Here is a 16587-nt window from a genome sequence, read left to right as displayed (position 1 = left end):
AAAAATGCACCTCATGACCCATGTGGTGCATTTAAAACATGTCGTTTTCCTCTATAAAAGCATAAATACGCTCAACTAGCTGCTCTGCATTTTCTCCAGAAACAAATTCTCCATTCACAAGGGCAAATGGGGAGTCCATACATTTGCCGCAGTAGCTTAAACAACCGTATTCCATTACATCTAAGTTTGGGTCTTTTTCAAGTTTCTCTTTTGCTTCTTGAGACCCTTGTGCAAGATTACTTACACAAAATTCGATCAGTGGAAACACTGTGCTTCACCTCACATTTGCCTTACTATCCTACCGAAATTCCTTCTATTAGTCAAAACATGAGCTTCAATAAATCGTTACGCCTATTCCCCGTAAAATGTTTTACTATTTAGGACTAAGTAATGAATATGTAGGTTATTTTGAAACAATTATTGTGGTTTCACAGTAAATTCGATATAATTTTATTTGGTATTTTAACTTAAAGTTTTTTAGTATAAGTGTTTTTCAATGTCTAGGGGGAAAAGGAGAATCGTCATGAAAAATTTAGTCTTGATCGGCGGAGGTTACGGGAATATGCGGGTTCTCCACCGCTTATTGCCAAATCAATTACCTGATGATGTTACTATCACATTAATTGATCGAAACCCTTACCACTGTTTAAAAACAGAATATTATGCACTTGCTGCTGGAACGATCTCTGATCATCACATTCGAGTATCTTTTCCAGAGCATCCAAAGCTGGATATTCAATACGGGGAAGTAGAAAAAATTGATATTGAAAACAAACAGATCTTATTTAGCGACCGTGAACCGATTCCATATGATGATACGGTAATCGGACTCGGCTGTGAGGACAAGTATCACAATGTCCCTGGTGCGAAAGAACATACATACAGCATTCAAACCATTGATCAGTCAAGACATACGTATAACAAATTAAACAATTTGAGCGCAGGTGCAACAGTTGGCATTGTCGGTGCTGGACTTAGCGGGGTAGAGCTAGCCAGTGAACTGCGTGAAAGCCGCTCTGATTTAAACATTATTCTTTTTGACCGCGGAGAACTGATTCTATCCAGTTTCCCAAAAAGATTAAGTTTATATGTACAAAAATGGTTTGAAGAAAATGATGTAAAGATCATTAACTGCGCCAATATTACGAAGGTTGAAGAAGGAGTTGTGTACAACCATGACGATGCCATTGAAGCAGATGTCATCGTGTGGACAGCAGGAATTCAGCCAAGTAAAGTCGTACGAGATATGGATGTTGAAAAAGACGCCCAAGGCCGTGTCGTCTTAACTCCTCATCACAATCTCCCTGGAGATGAGCATGTCTATGTCGTAGGTGACTGCGCAAGCTTGCCGCACGCACCAAGTGCACAGCTTGCCGAGGCACAGGCAGAGCAAATTGTGCAATCTCTACAGAAACGCTGGAAGAACGAGCCGCTTCCTGAGGCTTACCCGCAGTTTAAGTTAAAAGGCGTACTCGGCTCTTTAGGGAAAAAAGCCGGCTTTGGCTTAGTAGCGGATCGCCCGCTTGTTGGTCGTGTTCCAAGACTCTTAAAATCTGGACTTCTTTGGATGTATAAGCATCACAATGGATAAAATGATGTGAATTTTTTCTCAAAGCTCCTTCTAATGAAGGAGCTTTTATTATGAAACGGCATGTGCCAATGGATGGTTCACTTTGATAGGAGCAAGCGCAAGAATGCAGTCTTTACGAAACGTTCTGATCGTCTTCTTCGATAAACAATAAGCTTGTATGAACTGTTCAGTTTGACGATGTACAATGATTTTTCGTTTCGAGCACTCTCCATTTTTCTTCATATAAATCATATCAATCGGTATTTGTTGATGAAGAGATTGTTTTAGTAAATAATTCATGATGCTCACGCTCCTTTCATCTCATTATATACGAACAAACGTTCTAAATCAACCTAAAAAGGAACGTTTGTTCGATTTATTTTTCTAAAAAAAGAACAGCTCATTCACTGCTCTCTTCGTACCCATATTTCTCCATTTCTTGATAAATATCTTTTAATTTCGGATTGCCCTCTCCTACAATTTGATCCTCAACAAGGACAAGCGGATAAAAGAATTCATCATCAAGAATTCGTTCAGATAATTCTTTTTGGCGTTCGTTTTCAGGCGGGTGCTCAATATCGATATATGTGATGCGAAACGGCTGATTTGGATATTTTCGTTTTAATGCTGCATCTAACCACTCAAATGTATCTTTTGAAGAAGGCAGATTCACGCAGCTAGCGCACAGGACATCTCTTCCATATACATAAAGGTCAACGGTTTTGTTCATTTGACAAGCCCCCCATTCTTTCTTTATTTTAGCTGAATTTTCTGTATGAAAAAAGTCAAAATCACTTTTTGTTTCAAGATGAGATTGTGCTATAATGAGAAGGAAACTTTGAAACCAATCAATAGATTTTTATCGTCCAGATGAATATAATGGTGATATGTTGTGAAAGGAGCGATTATATCTAATGACTGAAGTCGAAATGAAAGACCAAGTACAGGAAGTACTGGACAAACTTCGTCCATTTCTATTACGTGATGGTGGAGACTGTGAGCTTGTAGACATTGAAGATGGCATTGTGAAATTACGCCTTCTTGGTGCATGCGGCAGCTGCCCAAGTTCAACCATTACATTGAAAGCCGGTATTGAGCGCGCATTATTAGAAGAAGTACCTGGCGTTGTAGAAGTTGAACAGGTTTTCTAATTCATATATGACATGAAAACGACCCTTACTGGGTCGTTTTTTGATTAGGATAACTTCTCTCTAAACCATTCTTGAATAAAGGTCAGTCTTTGAATACGCTGCCCAGGGTGGCCGCTTCTCGATAAATCATGAGAGGCCTTCGGGAATTTGACTAATCTCGTGTCTTTTCCAAGCTCCTTTAATGCCACAAAAAGCTGTTCTCCTTGATCAACTGGGCAGCGGTAGTCTTCATCACTGTGCAGGATCAGAAGCGGTGTATTCACCTGTTTTACATACTTTAGCGGCGAACGATCCCATAGCTTATCAACAGAGTCATAAATATCCCCATCAATCTGCCATTTTGTAAAGAAATAGCCGATATCACTGATGCCATAAAAGCTAATCCAGTTCGAGATGGAACGCTGTGTAACAGCTGCACGGAAACGGTCTGTCTGTCCGACAATCCAGTTGGTCATAAAACCGCCATAGCTGCCGCCTGTTACGCCAAGCCTTGTTTCATCAAGGAAGTCATAGGCTTCGAGCACATGATCAACAGCCATCATGACATCCTCATAATCAACGTCACCATAGCTGCCTCTTACACGATCCGTAAACATCTGTCCGTACCCATGACTGCCATGAGGATTGATGTACACAATCGCATACCCTTCAGCGGCGAGCATTTGAAATTCATGAAAATACGTATGACCGTACATCGCATGCGGCCCGCCATGAATTTCTAAGATTAGTGGATATGTCTTCCCCTCTTCCATCTGAGCAGGCTTCATCAACCAGCCATGTACAACGTCTCCTTCTTTTGACTGGAAAGAAATTGGTTCAGGTTCGGATATGACATGTTCCTTTAGAAAGTCATCATGCTCAAACGTGATTTGCTTGAGTGAGGATTCCCCTAAAGTCAGCTCATACAGCTCACTAGGCGAGACAGGTGAAAGACGGCTGATCAGCATTTTTGATTCGTCTGGATGAAGACTGAAATTCGTCACATGTTCTGCCTCTAAACGAACGGGATAGGCTAAGCCTTCAATAGAGAAATAATAAATTCCGGTACTCCCTTGATCAGAAACAAGCGCATAAAACCCCTGACTATCCTTTGTCCATTGTGGAAGCTGATTGGCCTCACCCATAACACTATCCCCTGCCATACAGTTTCCTACATACATATCGAGCATTTCTGACAATTGAACGGTCTTTTTCTCCTTCAGGTCATGCAGCCACAATGACAGGAAGGTCGCATTTTCAAATTCACGTTCGTGTCCAATGTACAAAAGGCTTTCTCCATTTGGAGAAAATGATACAGTCGTGTAAGCGCCTGTTGATTGGGTGATTTTCTTGGATGTACCGTCCTCTAAGGAAAGGAGACAGATATCACTTATGTAAAACGTCTGAGGATTTGATTGAATATACGCAAGCCACTTCCCGCAAGGAGAGATGACATGATTCACATGATGATGGGGCTCACTCGTAACCATCTCTACCTCGCCGGAACGGACATCGATTTTTACAATTTGCGTCAGACGCCCGTCTAAAAAGCCTCTGCCATCTGCTTTATAAGTCAAATCATTATATACGGCCGGAGCAAAGTCATCGCACTCTTCCTTTTTTTCATCATGAACAGATTCTTCTTGTTTTAATGAGACCGCTGCATAAATGAACGCTCCATCCGGTGAAAATACAGGTTGAGAGACGCCGTAAGGAATATTCGTTAAGGTACGAATTCCGCCGCCATCGCTCTGAATAAGTGCGATCTGAGGGACTTCCTTTGGCTTCTGCAAAATAAACGCAAGCTGCTTTCCGTCTTTTGACCATGCTGGTTGATGATGCTTTCCATCATCAAATGTCCATTGAGACAGCTCCCCTGTCTCTTCATCTCGAACCCATAAATGAATATTGTAATCATTCTTTTTTTCATTCACCGATACTTTTGTAAAAACAGCCTTCTTTCCATCTGGTGAATAAACTGGATGAGAAATAGACACGATTTGTGTTAAATCCTCTGCTGTTATCAATTTCTTCATCAATAGATCTCCTCCTTTTATGTATCAAAAATAGTTCGCTTCTCTAAATAATAATCCCTGCTTTTGTTATGAAAAACAAGGATAAAAAAAGAACGTGCGTCTTCACAGCACGTTCTTCATTTGATTCACAGAATGATGCTCGACGACGACACCTTCTACCGGCACCGTCAGTACATCCACTTCACAATGCGGGAAATTTTGGGCAAGCTGCTTTTTCAGCGCTTCTCCCTTCCCTTTTTCCACTAAGGTCAAAATAGTCGGCCCAGCACCGCTTAATGCCGTTCCATACGCGCCTTTTAATGAAGCAACGTGCTCCACCTTTGACAACTCTGGGACAAGCATCGTGCGGTATGGCTGATGAAATAAATCTTTATTCATCATTTCCCCTACAAGCGGCCAGTTCTGCGTCATTAAGGCGGCGACAAGGACGTTACTCACTGCACTCGCACTCACGGCCTGTTTATAGGAAAAATCCTCTGGCAGGACATCACGGGCATCCTTTGTGAGCACTTCATAAAAAGGAATCACGACGACGACATCTACATCCACATGCTGTACTTTAACGGCATGTGTCTTGTCTTCTTCATGAAGACCGATGAGTAAGCCACCGAATAAAGAGGCACCCGCATTATCTGGATGACCTTCTACCTCACTTGCAAAAAAGAGCTTCTGATCATCGGTCATCTTTAATTCAAGCAACTGATTGGCGAGCTCAATAGCGGCGACAATGGCAGCAGCGCTGCTGCCAAGCCCCCTTGCCAATGGAATATCACTCCACACTTTGACATGAACAGGCGGGAGTGTTTTTCCAAAGTCATCTGCGACCTTTTTAGCTGTTTGGTAGATCAGGTTATCGGTGCCTGATGGAATACCAGACACGACATCTGTTTCTGCTTCAAACAGCCAGCTATCATGGTCATAGACCGATAGCTTCAAATAGCGGCTGAGCGCCATTCCGACTGAGTCAAAGCCTGGTCCTAAGTTGGCAGTGCTTCCCGGTACTGTGATTGAAAAAAGCATGGAGGCGTTACTCATACGCGTGCGGCCTTTTCTAAATGTTCCAGAATTTGATCTTCATCTGCATCCAGTGTGACCGGTTTGATGTGTGAAATATCAATCGCCGTATTCGGATCTTTTAAACCGTTTCCTGTTAGTACAGCGACGACTTTACTGCCTGGCTTAATTTCTCCAGATTTCACTTGTTTGAGTACACCTGCAATTGATGCACAAGAGCCTGGCTCTGCAAACACACCTTCTTCACGTGCGATCAATTGATAGGCATGAAGAATTTCTTCATCTGTCACTTCATCAATTTTCCCGTTTGACTCATCTGCCGCTGCTACAGCTTGCTTCCAGCTTGCAGGGTTTCCGATGCGAATGGCTGTTGCGACTGTTTCTGGCTGCTCAATGACTTCATTTCTAACGATGGCTGCAGCTCCTTCTGCTTCAAAACCACGCATGACTGGCAGTCCCGTGCCTTTTTTCTCATGATATTCTTTGAAGCCTTTCCAGTACGCTGTAATATTCCCCGCATTTCCAACAGGAATCGCCAGTACGTCCGGTGCGGAGCCTAGCTGCTCACAGATTTCAAATGCCGCTGTTTTTTGTCCTTCAATTCGGTATGGATTGACGGAGTTAACAAGTGCAATCGGAGCTTTTTCACAGATGCTGCGGACAATTTTCAGCGCATCATCAAAGTTGCCGTCAATGGCAATAATCTCTGCTCCGTACATGACAGCCTGCGCCAGCTTACCGAAGGCAATTTTTCCATCTGGAATGATGACAATACATTTCATATCAGCGCGCGCCGCATAAGCTGCTGCTGCTGCAGACGTATTCCCTGTCGATGCACACATGATCGTATCATTGCCTTCTTCTTTTGCCTTTGCGACGGCCATGACCATCCCGCGATCCTTAAAAGAACCTGTAGGGTTGACGCCTTCTGTTTTCACATGAAGTTCAATCCCAAGCTTTTCAGATAGCTTTGCGAGATGAATCAGCGGTGTGTTTCCTTCATTTAATGTTAGTTTAGGTGTGTGTTCGTTTACTGGTAAGAATTCTTGAAATTCTTCAATGAGTCCATTCCACTTCATCAGCTTAAACCGTTCCCTTCTACTCGGTACGTGCTCTTCACTTGAACCACCACGTCGAGATCGTTTAATGTTTGCAGGATATTTGAGAAATCTTCTTCTGATGTCTGATGTGTAATAATCACAATTTCAGCAAGCTCATCATGCCCTTTGACAGGAAGCTGCAGGATCTTTTCAAAGCTGATGCCTCTTTCAGAAAAAATCGATGTAATGCGGGAGAAAGCTCCGACTTGATCTCTCACATGTATTCTTAAAAATTGCTGAGCAAATACTTCGGATGATGATTTGATTTTCTTCTCAAATTGCGGTGCAATAAATCCACTGCCATTCACACCAAGACGCATGTTTTTCATAACAGCGACTAAATCTGAGACTACAGCTGTTGCCGTTGGCAGGCTGCCTGCTCCAGGTCCGTAAAACATCGTTTCTCCGACAGCACTTCCGTAAACATAGACAGCATTAAATTCATTGTTGACGGAAGATAACGGGTGATGATCAGGAAGTAAAGTTGGCTGTACGCTGACCTCCACTTTCTCTCCGTCTCTTTGGGCAATTCCAATCAGCTTCATTGTATAGCCAAAACGTTTACTGAAATTAATGTCCTCATCCGAGATGTCCGAGATGCCTTTCACTTTCACATCCTCTAAGTCTACATTCATGGAAAAGCCGAGTCTTGCCAGGATGGCCATCTTTCTTGCCGCATCTAGCCCTTCTACATCCGCCGTCGGATCTGCTTCTGCAAAGCCAAGATCCTGCGCTTCTTTTAATACATCTTCATACGCGCTTTTATCGACATTCATTTTTGTTAAAATAAAGTTCGTTGTCCCGTTCACGATTCCCATCATTTTTGTGATGCGGTCAGAGGCTAAACCTTCCTCTAGTGTACGCAAAATCGGAATCCCACCTGCGACACTTGCTTCATAGTAAAGGTCACAGCCGTTTTCTTTTGCTACATGTAAAAGCTCTGTGCCATATAGCGCCATTAAATCCTTATTGGCTGTAATGACATGCTTCTTCTCATTTAATGCATCTATTAAATATTGTTTTGTCTCTTCAATGCCGCCCATCACTTCAATAATGACGTCGACCTCTGGATCTCGAATCACATCGTATACTTCAGTTGTGAAGACCTCTCTTGCCACATCCACATCTCTTTTTTTATCGGGATTGCTCACAAGCACTTTTTGTATTAATACCGGACAGCCGATCTGGTGCATTAATTTATCCTGATGATCTTGAATAATCTTAACGACACCGCTCCCCACTGTTCCTAATCCTAGTAGTCCAACTCGAATTGCCTTCACCTGAAATTCCACCTTTCTCCGTAAATGTCCTCTCTAAAAAGACATTTGTTAACCTAACACAGACATTCAATGTACACACATTATAAAGGGGTATCCTCATTTTGACAAGGTAATAAAATAAGAGAATATGAGAATGAAACCGCTTAACAGCTATTTATATCAAGATTCTATATTTTCAAAATATTTTTGTAAGAAAAGCTCCCGAAGCCGGGAAGCTTGAGATTACGCCTGAACTGGCGTTTTGGCTTGCTGATCTTGCAGGACAAGCGCAATATTTTCAGCACATAAATGCATCATGTTTTTTCTCGTTTCAACACTCGCACTTCCGATATGAGGAAGCACTGTCACATTTGGTAATGTCGTTAACGGGTGATCTGAGCTGACTGGCTCCTTGCTAAATACATCCAGACCTGCTCCTGCAATTTTTCCTGTCGTGACAGCATCATATAAAGCCTCTTCGTCTACCGTCTGCCCTCTGGAAACGTTGATGAAGTAAGCCGTGTTCTTCATCTGATCAAATGCTTTCTTATTAAACATTTCTTTCGTTTCAGGCGTTAAAGGCGTCAAACAAACGATGAAATCAGACTGCGCAAGCAGCTCATCAAATGCGGCATAGATCACACCTAGCTTCGCTTCTGCTTCTGGCTTTCTTGAACGGTTATGATACAGAACATTCATATCAAAACCTTTTGCCCGCTTGGCCAGTGCGGTTCCAATACTGCCCATTCCGACAATCCCTAACGTTTTATGATGCACATCAGCACCAGCTAGAAGAAGCGGTCCCCAGCCTGTCCAGTTCCCATCCTTAATCCAATCACTCGCTTCGACAATTCGTCTTGCTGACGCCATCAAAAGCGCAAAGGCTAAATCAGCCGTCGATTCTGTTAAGACGTCCGGTGTATGACATACCGTGATCCTGTGCTTTTTAGCTGCCTTTAGATCAATATTGTCATAGCCGACCGCGAGATTCGCGACCACTTTTAGATTTGGAGCATTTGATAAAAGTGCCTCATCTACTTGATCTGACAGCACCGTGAGCAGCCCATCTGCTTGAGCCGCTTGTTTTTCTAACTCTTCTCTTGGACACGGCTCATCCTCGCTCGTCCACATGTCAATATGAGCGACTTCTTTTAATGGTGTAAGTGTTGTTTCATCAAGCTTTCTTGTGATATAGACATAAGGTTTCGTCAAGAAGAACACTCCTTTGGTTGCTTTCTTTAAGCATAACGAAAAACGCCTCAAGAGAAAAGAGACGTTTCGTCTGTTCACTGAAACTTCAAATCAGCGGATTGATGAATCCATCCAACAGGAGGAATGAGATGCCCACCGCTGCGCATGGCACTCAATTCTTGAAACACCTTGAGAAAATATTCGTAGCGGTTCGCATCATTTAAAACGTAATCTAATCGTTCTTCATAATAAGATTTTTCATTTTCTCCTGACATATAATAACCTTCGACAATTTCAAAATAATGAAGCGGAAACAGAAGACGGCTGTACAGCAGTCGCTTTGAAAACGATGAAAGAGGCGTAACCTGCTCATATTGCTGCAAAAAGGAGAATCCCTCTTCAATTAAATCCTCCTTATGCTGGACAAAGGTTTCTCTTAAATATTCCGCGATATCTCTTGTTGGGTGGTCAAATACCCAGTCAACAGGTAAACGAAGCGGCTGCTCGTGTGGCCAGGTCATACGTGAAAAGCGCTGATGACAAACAGTACCTGAATCACATTCTTTCGGTTCATCATCAAGCTCTGTATCCACTAAATATTGAATGGCATTTTCCGTTAATCCGAGATAATACGGAAAGGATTCAATGAATTTCTTTTCAAATCGTTCAAGTGGTTTTTGATGCATTTGCTGCATCCAAAAGCCTTCCAGCTGGTCTAACCGTTTTGCCCATAATTCCTTCCAAGCTCCGACACGTTTTGTTTCAGACACCTCATAAGGAAACCCTCTCCCTCTGACATGAAAAGCCGCCAGCTCTGGTGCGTGCTGAAATGAGCGGCTTGTAACCCGCGGTGCTGCCTTTAATAGAGCGTACAGTTCTTTTCCATGGGTAAAAGTCGGTTTCTCTTCGTTTGTTAATTCAAACACGGCAACGTATGGGTCACCGTCATTCAGTAAATACTGACTGATATGATAAAGCTCTGTGAGTTCTTCTTCTCGCAAATGAGACACGGGAACAATGATGAAGAGAGCTTTCGCCGTTTGAAAGCTCTGATAACTGCCATATGGCATAAATTGACGCACATCAATACCAAATGTGTGATAAATGGTTTCTTTCATGATTTCACCTGCGTTCATAAAATCAGTCACTTATCATATCGTAGTCGCAGGTTGAGGGATTTATGAATACTATTTACTATCCGAAGCTTTTTCACACGTTGTGGACAAATTACGAGGATTGGGTGAGGAACATGCCGCATCATCATGAGATGAACGAAGTAGAAAAAACAGCAAGACGCCGTTTACAAGAACGAGGCGTAACCATTCAAGATATAGCAGACCTTGTCTTCTTTTTACAGGAAAAATATCATCCTGGTTTAGACATGACAGAGTGCATCCACAATGTGGAACGTGTCATCGCAAAACGTGAAGTCCAAAATGCCATCTTAACAGGCGTTGAGCTAGATGTTCTCGCTGAGCAAAAAAAGCTGACAGAACCGCTGCAATCTATTCTTGAAACAGATGAAAGTCTATATGGGGTTGATGAGATTTTATCCTTTGCCATCGTTAATATTTATGGCTCCATCGGCTTTACGAATTACGGATATATCGATAAAGAAAAACCAGGGATTCTTGGGAAACTCAACGATAAATCCTCAGGCGAATGCCACACCTTTTTAGATGACATTGTCGGTGCTATTGCTGCGGCAGCATCAAGCAGACTGGCACATAGTGCGAGAAATGCAGAATAAAACACAAAAGAGGACGTGCGTCTCACGCTTGTCCTCTTTTCATTAAGATAATCGTTCAATCCACTCAGATAATGAATCAATGACATAGGTTGGCTGTTTGTCATATTTCTGAAGCAGCTCTTTTGTCGTGACGCCTGTATGGACAAGCAGTGTATCCATCCCTGCATTCATCCCTGCCATAATATCGGTATCATAATTATCGCCCACCATGAGCGTCTCTGACACATCTGTCCCGAGCACCCGCATGGCCTGTTCCATAATGATAGACTCTGGCTTTCCGATAAATGTTGGCTGCACTGTTGTTGTAACCGTCAGCACAGATGTTAACGATCCATTTCCAGGTAACAGCCCTCTTTCTGTCGGAATGGCAATATCTCCATTTGTTGAAACAAATTGTGCACCTTGACGGATCGCAATGGCTCCTACTGCTAGTTTTTCATATGTAATACCGCGGTCTATTCCAACGACAACGAAATCAGCGTCTTCTTGACCAAACGACAAGCCTTTTTCTTCGATGGCCTGCTGAATGCCTTCTTCTCCGATCACATACACCGAGGCATCTTTCTTTTGTTCTGCGATATAGTTTGCCGTCGCCATACTTGTTGTAAAGACTTGTTCTTCCGTTGCTGGAATATCGAATGAAACCAGTTTCTCTGCTACTTGCTTCGGCGTGCGTGAAGAGTTATTCGTGACAAACAAATAAGGGATGTTCAACTCATTTAACTTGTGAACAAATTGCCCCGCCTCTTCAATCTTTTCTGTTCCTTTATACATCGTCCCGTCTAAATCAATTAAATAGCCTTTGTATTTCATGCTGCATACAACTCCAATGGTTTATTTAAACGCTGATACTGGTCCAAGCTCCTGCTCCAAGTAAGTGCGAATTCGATTCGGGAAGACTTGCAGCGCCTGTTCTACCTCACTGATGACCTGCAACAAATCGTGATGAACCACTTCTTGGTATTGCTGAACAAGTGTTTTACGGCACGAGACCAGTTTTTTCAGGTGAGTGCCTTCTTCTGTTGGTACAACCTTTTCGTCCACAAGAATATCCATGATGTCGTCATAGCTTCCCGGGTCCCGCATGATAAAGCCGTCAATCATATCATTTCCTGTATCAAGAATACATTCGACGAGCAAATGAACAATTCGTTCCAGCGCTTTTTTTTCTAAAGGGCTTGACCATGTTTGATGACTGCGCATCAAATCATATTGCTCCTCAAAAAAACGTAATGTCTCTTCAATCTTCTTTCTGTCTACGAAATACATCATGACGCTCCCCTTTGCGTTATTTTCTAATCCGCTTTAAGACAAAATAGGCACAGCCAAAATTACAGTATTCATAAATGTATTCATCGAGTGTACTGATTTTTGTATCGAATGTGGCCTTTTGGTTTTGGTCATCAAAAAACCCCTTCAGCCTAAGCTGGTTGTAGCCCCAATCCCCCACAATATAATCATACTTATTTAAAATATCTGAGTACCTTGCTTTAAACTCTTCCTCATCAAAGCCGTCTTTGATTTCTCTGACAAGATCAAAGGTAGCATTCTGAATGACGATCATCTTCTCACCTCTTTTTAAACGATCCATCTTTAATGATAATTCATTGGAACAACTCCATCAATTGCTAAAGCATGTTTTTTCCGATTTAGCCGAAGCTAAAGAAAAAAGGAGGTCACATTTATGATGAAACAACTCACAGCCACTATTCTCCTATGCATGCTTTTAGGCGGGTGCGGCTTTCAATCAGGCATGAACCGGCAAGTGGATGAAGATTCTTCCAGCAAGACAATCCGCCTGTCTGATCGTCATGAAGGAAATAATTCCAACATGCCAGAAGCAGATACGAATCGAGCAGGCTATGTTCGTTATCAGCGCCAGCAAGTAACCGATCAAAAGGAAAGAACCCCTGCTTTAAATCGTGAGCACCTTGCCCACGTGATTACAAGTTTAGCCATCCAGCTGCCAAATATAAAGGATGCAGCAACACTTGTCACAGACGAGGATGCCCTCATTGTGTATCGAACAGGCAACAAAAACCGAGATGAATCAGCCGATCAAGTGAAAAAAACAGCGGTTTCTGTTCTCCCTCGTTATTATCATGTGTACGTCTCTGATAACCCAGAGCACTTTCAATCCATTGCCAATTTTTCACGTCTTCAAACCAATTCACGTGATTTTGATCAAATTTTAACAAAAACGATTCAACAAATGAAATACTCTCCTCAAGGCGGAGATATTTCAACGAAAGAAGATGCCAATGGCATGACGAATTCCGATCGGACCATGAGACGAAACGCACCTTACGGCCAAAATTAATACGAGAAAAAACGCCAGAGAGCTCTGGCGTTTTCTTTGTTATGCTTGCGCCTGACGCTTCTTAGACGCTTCGTTTACTTGTTCGTCTGCATGATAAGAAGAACGGACAAGCGGTCCAGCTTCACAGTGGCTAAAGCCTTTTGACATGGCAATTTCCTTCAGCTCTGCAAACTCATCTGGATGGTAGTATTTTTGCACTTTCAAATGCTTTTTCGACGGTTGTAAATACTGACCAATTGCCATGATGTCAACGTTATTGGCAAGAAGATCATCCATAACTTCAATGATTTCTTCCTTCGTTTCACCAAGTCCAATCATAATGCTTGATTTCGTTGGAATGTCAGGCTGCATTTCTTTTGCACGACGCAAGAATTCCAATGAACGATCGTATGTAGCCCGTGCACGAACTCTTGGTGTTAACCTGCGTACTGTTTCAATATTGTGATTTAAAATATCAGGGCGTGTATCCATTAACGTTTTCAAATTATCATAATTGCCACCCATGTCTGAAGGGAGAACTTCAATTGTTGTGAATGGACTTTTTCTTCTAATGGCACGAACAGTTTCAGCAAATACGCCTGCTCCGCCATCTTTTTGGTCATCCCTTGCAACCGCTGTTATCACAGCGTGCTTTAAATTCATCAAAGCCACTGAATCTGCCACGCGTTCTGGCTCTTGCAAGTCTAATTCAGTAGGAAGTCCGGTTTTCACCGCACAGAAACGGCATGCGCGCGTACAAACAGATCCGAGGATCATAAATGTAGCAGTTCTTCTCACTGCCCAGCATTCGTGAATATTCGGACATTTCGCTTCCTCACAAACGGTATGCAGGTTGTTTTCCCGCATCATTTTTTTCAAACCGGTATAGTTTTCATTCGTATTCAGCTTAATTTTAAGCCAGTCCGGTTTTCTTACGTGCTCTTCCTTCTTTGCCAATTCCATCATCTCCATATGAATTCGTTAAAGGTGCATATACAATCATCTTCCTGCTATATACGATGGATGCAGCTATTGCCGCAAAAAATTGAATCTTCGGCCTAAGGCCTTTTCTTTAGACACTTTAACATAGTACAGATTGAACAACAAGGGAATGAGCTGCAAAAATACCCAAAAGACTCCTAAAATAACAGAAGAAAATTACTAACATTTTCTTCTTATGAAATAACGTGATCAAACCACACTAAACGGTAGAAGAGATGTTCGAAGAAAGGAGATGGACGTTTGTGAAAGTGGTTTTAGCGATCATCATCGCTCTTTCAATGATTCCCGCATCAGTCCAAGCACAAGGGGCAAACAAACAGCCTGATGAATTAAAACAGCGAATGGCACTGTATGAAAAGATCGCCATCACCACACAGGTCCCGTGGTATGTACTTGCTGCGGTTGATCAGTATGAACACAATATACGCAAAAGCAGAAGAGATTTACCCAAACAAACAGGTGTGATTGGTATCTACATTCCCCGGGAAATGTGGATAGGACCAGAAAATCCAAATAAGCAGGATACCTCTCCATTAAGTATTAAAGTGTTCGACGGTATTGGGCTTGATGGTAATGGGGATGGAAAAGCGGAAATCGATAACGATGAAGATGTCTTGTTCACGTTTGCTCAATACTTGCTCCATTACGGCAGCAGCATCGATCAATTAAAAATTGCGCTGTGGGATTATTACGGACGTGATCAAACCGTTGGAATCATTTCATCTTTTATGAAGCTCTATAAGCATTACGGCCATCTTGACCTCGGAAAGCATGCGTTTCCTCTTCCGGTTGGCGCTGACTACAGCTACAGGAGTACATGGGGTGATGCGAGAGGCTTTGGAGGCAGAAGAATTCATGAGGGCACTGATCTTTTTGCTCATTACGGTCTTCCTGTTCGTGCGACATCGTACGGCGTGATTGAAATGAAAGGCTGGAACCGCTTTGGCGGCTGGCGAATCGGCATTCGAGATATTCATAATCATTATCATTATTTTGCCCACTTAAATGGCTTTGCAAAAGGACTCAAAGCTGGGCAGATTGTAGAACCTGGTCAAGTCATTGGATCAGTCGGAAGCTCCGGTTACGGTCCACCTGGCACAGCAGGAAAATTTCCGCCACACCTTCATTACGGCATGTATAAAGACAATGGACGAACTGAATGGTCGTTTGATCCTTACCCTCATTTAAGGGCATGGGAAAGAGCCGAACGGAAACGTCGTTAAATCAAAGGAGAAGTTTAGCGATACCGCTTGCTTCTCCTTTTGATATGTATCAACATTTCCCCGGTCATCACTTGTCTACTGTTACTTCTTATGCTTCTCTTTCAATCCTAAAACTAAAAAAAGAATACCCATGATGAAAAAAAGGAGATACACAACTGTTACTTCGAGTGGAATCATGTCAAACATCCCTCTAAATAAGTCGACACTCAAACTGTCACTCCCAGCTAATAATATCGATGCTGACATATATTTAGCACTAAATACAATGGCAAATACCAAAAAACAAAACCCGCTTACTTGAATTTTCTTCATATCAATCAAATCCTCCTCTCACTTTCATAACTGACGATCGTGAAAAATCAGTCTTCAGGATAGCTTCCACTATTCAGAAAAGGAAAACAATGAACATTTATCATGGCACGTGATCCGTATGGAATCAAGTGGTTAATTAGGATAAGATGAACAGATCACATAAAAAAAGGCTAAGCATCGCAGCCAATGAAAGATTACTTCACAAAGAGTTAGGGGGTTGTTTTTTGAAAAGAGGAATGACCTTTACCATTCCAAATGAATACGGAGTCTTCCTTGGAGAAGTGCTAAAACCGATCGACATCACCAAATTCAGCTGGCGAATCGATACCGAAGACTCGAATATACTAGTTGATGGCCAAAAAGATGAAGAACTTTTTCCTGAAGGTAAAACAGAAATGGACGGTATAGAACTCAAACACCTCATTGAAAACAAGACGTATTATATGATTTTCGCCAATTTACAAGCATATCCAAAAGGGACATTGTCTCATATTAAGACCTATGAAGAATTTATTGAAAGCCAATGCGAGCTTGTTCTTTTAGTGGCCGATTGCTCCTATGTCACGATCTATTGCAAAAATAAGGGAACACTCGAATGGCTATACAAGAATGCAGTTGAATGTGGATTTGAAGACGTGACCTATATCACCGATGAAAATGATGCAAGGACAAGACTGTCTGTTTCGTAACAACAAAACGTT

General features: G+C 42.2%; 19 protein-coding genes and 1 pseudogene. 6 read left to right on the top strand and 14 right to left on the bottom strand.

The annotated features are described in order from the left end of the window. Window positions 1-31: 31 nt before the first annotated feature. Complete coding sequence (locus ACTJJD_RS11645; RefSeq protein ID WP_008346813.1) at window positions 32-268, bottom strand: YuzB family protein; 237 nt, start codon at window positions 266-268, stop codon at window positions 32-34. 255 nt (window positions 269-523) lie between these two features. Here ACTJJD_RS11645 and ACTJJD_RS11640 point away from each other — a divergent pair, with 255 nt between their 5' ends. Next, window positions 524-1591 (top strand): NAD(P)/FAD-dependent oxidoreductase, encoded by a 1068-nt coding sequence (locus ACTJJD_RS11640; protein ID WP_039168948.1) that lies wholly within the window; start codon window positions 524-526, stop codon window positions 1589-1591. Window positions 1592-1639: 48 nt separating this feature from the next. Here the strand turns inward: ACTJJD_RS11640 and ACTJJD_RS11635 are convergent, their stop codons facing one another. Further along, window positions 1640-1870: a WYL domain-containing protein gene (locus ACTJJD_RS11635; protein ID WP_136944519.1), complete on the bottom strand. Its 231-nt coding sequence runs from the start codon at window positions 1868-1870 to the stop codon at window positions 1640-1642. Window positions 1871-1970: 100 nt separating this feature from the next. Continuing rightward, window positions 1971-2300: a YuzD family protein gene (locus tag ACTJJD_RS11630; protein WP_008346819.1), complete on the bottom strand. Its 330-nt coding sequence runs from the start codon at window positions 2298-2300 to the stop codon at window positions 1971-1973. A gap of 121 nt (window positions 2301-2421) precedes the next feature. On the opposite strand from ACTJJD_RS11630, the pseudogene ACTJJD_RS11625 reads away from it, so the two are divergent. Beyond that, window positions 2422-2721 (top strand): annotated as a pseudogene (locus ACTJJD_RS11625) (NifU family protein). A gap of 44 nt (window positions 2722-2765) precedes the next feature. On the opposite strand, the gene ACTJJD_RS11620 reads toward ACTJJD_RS11625, so the two are convergent. From ACTJJD_RS11620 to yutH, 6 genes are all read right to left on the bottom strand, one after another. Continuing rightward, window positions 2766-4736 carry a S9 family peptidase gene (locus ACTJJD_RS11620; RefSeq protein ID WP_284565167.1) on the bottom strand — a complete coding sequence of 657 codons (1971 nt, stop codon included), beginning with the start codon at window positions 4734-4736 and terminating at the stop codon, window positions 2766-2768. Window positions 4737-4838: 102 nt separating this feature from the next. After that, window positions 4839-5771 carry a homoserine kinase gene (gene thrB, locus ACTJJD_RS11615; RefSeq protein WP_007500423.1) on the bottom strand — a complete coding sequence of 311 codons (933 nt, stop codon included), beginning with the start codon at window positions 5769-5771 and terminating at the stop codon, window positions 4839-4841. Further along, complete coding sequence (gene thrC / locus ACTJJD_RS11610) at window positions 5768-6829, bottom strand: threonine synthase (RefSeq protein ID WP_048002236.1); 1062 nt, start codon at window positions 6827-6829, stop codon at window positions 5768-5770. Before thrC ends, thrB begins: the two co-directional genes overlap by 4 nt. Then, the gene (locus ACTJJD_RS11605) at window positions 6829-8130 is read right to left on the bottom strand and encodes a homoserine dehydrogenase (protein ID WP_017358915.1); all 1302 of its coding nucleotides are present in this window, start codon (window positions 8128-8130) and stop codon (window positions 6829-6831) included. The genes thrC and ACTJJD_RS11605 overlap by 1 nt, the downstream gene beginning before the upstream one ends. A gap of 222 nt (window positions 8131-8352) precedes the next feature. Continuing rightward, window positions 8353-9321 (bottom strand): 2-hydroxyacid dehydrogenase, encoded by a 969-nt coding sequence (locus tag ACTJJD_RS11600; protein WP_284565168.1) that lies wholly within the window; start codon window positions 9319-9321, stop codon window positions 8353-8355. A gap of 74 nt (window positions 9322-9395) precedes the next feature. Beyond that, complete coding sequence (yutH, locus tag ACTJJD_RS11595) at window positions 9396-10436, bottom strand: spore coat putative kinase YutH (protein ID WP_007500419.1); 1041 nt, start codon at window positions 10434-10436, stop codon at window positions 9396-9398. Window positions 10437-10549: 113 nt separating this feature from the next. Here yutH and ACTJJD_RS11590 point away from each other — a divergent pair, with 113 nt between their 5' ends. Then, on the top strand, window positions 10550-11050 hold the full coding sequence (locus ACTJJD_RS11590) for a phosphatidylglycerophosphatase A family protein (protein WP_024719755.1): 501 nt from the start codon (window positions 10550-10552) through the stop codon (window positions 11048-11050). A gap of 42 nt (window positions 11051-11092) precedes the next feature. On the opposite strand, the gene ACTJJD_RS11585 is transcribed toward ACTJJD_RS11590, so the two are convergent. The 3 genes from ACTJJD_RS11585 to ACTJJD_RS11575 are packed head-to-tail and all read right to left on the bottom strand — an operon-like array spanning window position 11093 to window position 12614. After that, window positions 11093-11863, bottom strand: coding sequence for a TIGR01457 family HAD-type hydrolase (locus ACTJJD_RS11585; RefSeq protein WP_008346835.1), 771 nt, complete (start codon window positions 11861-11863; stop codon window positions 11093-11095). A gap of 21 nt (window positions 11864-11884) precedes the next feature. After that, window positions 11885-12319, bottom strand: coding sequence for a DUF86 domain-containing protein (locus tag ACTJJD_RS11580; protein WP_024719757.1), 435 nt, complete (start codon window positions 12317-12319; stop codon window positions 11885-11887). A 19-nt stretch (window positions 12320-12338) separates the two neighbouring features. After that, window positions 12339-12614 carry a YutD family protein gene (locus ACTJJD_RS11575; protein WP_440608425.1) on the bottom strand — a complete coding sequence of 92 codons (276 nt, stop codon included), beginning with the start codon at window positions 12612-12614 and terminating at the stop codon, window positions 12339-12341. A gap of 120 nt (window positions 12615-12734) precedes the next feature. Here ACTJJD_RS11575 and ACTJJD_RS11570 point away from each other — a divergent pair, with 120 nt between their 5' ends. After that, window positions 12735-13370, top strand: a complete 636-nt coding sequence (locus ACTJJD_RS11570) for a YhcN/YlaJ family sporulation lipoprotein (RefSeq protein ID WP_007500413.1) — start codon at window positions 12735-12737, stop codon at window positions 13368-13370. Window positions 13371-13409: 39 nt separating this feature from the next. Here ACTJJD_RS11570 and lipA read toward each other — a convergent pair whose 3' ends face one another. After that, window positions 13410-14306 (bottom strand): lipoyl synthase, encoded by an 897-nt coding sequence (lipA, locus tag ACTJJD_RS11565; protein ID WP_008360456.1) that lies wholly within the window; start codon window positions 14304-14306, stop codon window positions 13410-13412. A gap of 323 nt (window positions 14307-14629) precedes the next feature. Between lipA and ACTJJD_RS11560 the strand changes: the two genes are divergently transcribed. After that, entirely contained in the window at window positions 14630-15574 is a 945-nt protein-coding gene (locus ACTJJD_RS11560) for a M23 family metallopeptidase (protein WP_440600124.1), read from the top strand. A gap of 81 nt (window positions 15575-15655) precedes the next feature. Here ACTJJD_RS11560 and ACTJJD_RS11555 read toward each other — a convergent pair whose 3' ends face one another. Further along, a complete protein-coding gene (locus ACTJJD_RS11555; RefSeq protein ID WP_440600105.1) occupies window positions 15656-15886 on the bottom strand; it encodes a hypothetical protein in 231 nt (76 codons plus the stop codon). 224 nt (window positions 15887-16110) lie between these two features. Here ACTJJD_RS11555 and ACTJJD_RS11550 point away from each other — a divergent pair, with 224 nt between their 5' ends. Beyond that, window positions 16111-16575 (top strand): DUF2691 family protein, encoded by a 465-nt coding sequence (locus tag ACTJJD_RS11550; protein ID WP_335350429.1) that lies wholly within the window; start codon window positions 16111-16113, stop codon window positions 16573-16575. Window positions 16576-16587 lie beyond the last annotated feature (12 nt).

It is taken from the genome of Bacillus sp. 22446 (genome assembly GCF_052044955.1).
GTDB lineage: Bacteria > Bacillota > Bacilli > Bacillales > Bacillaceae > Bacillus > Bacillus altitudinis.
Note: the sequence above shows the minus strand (reverse complement) of the source record. Positions and strands in the feature narration are given on the sequence as shown.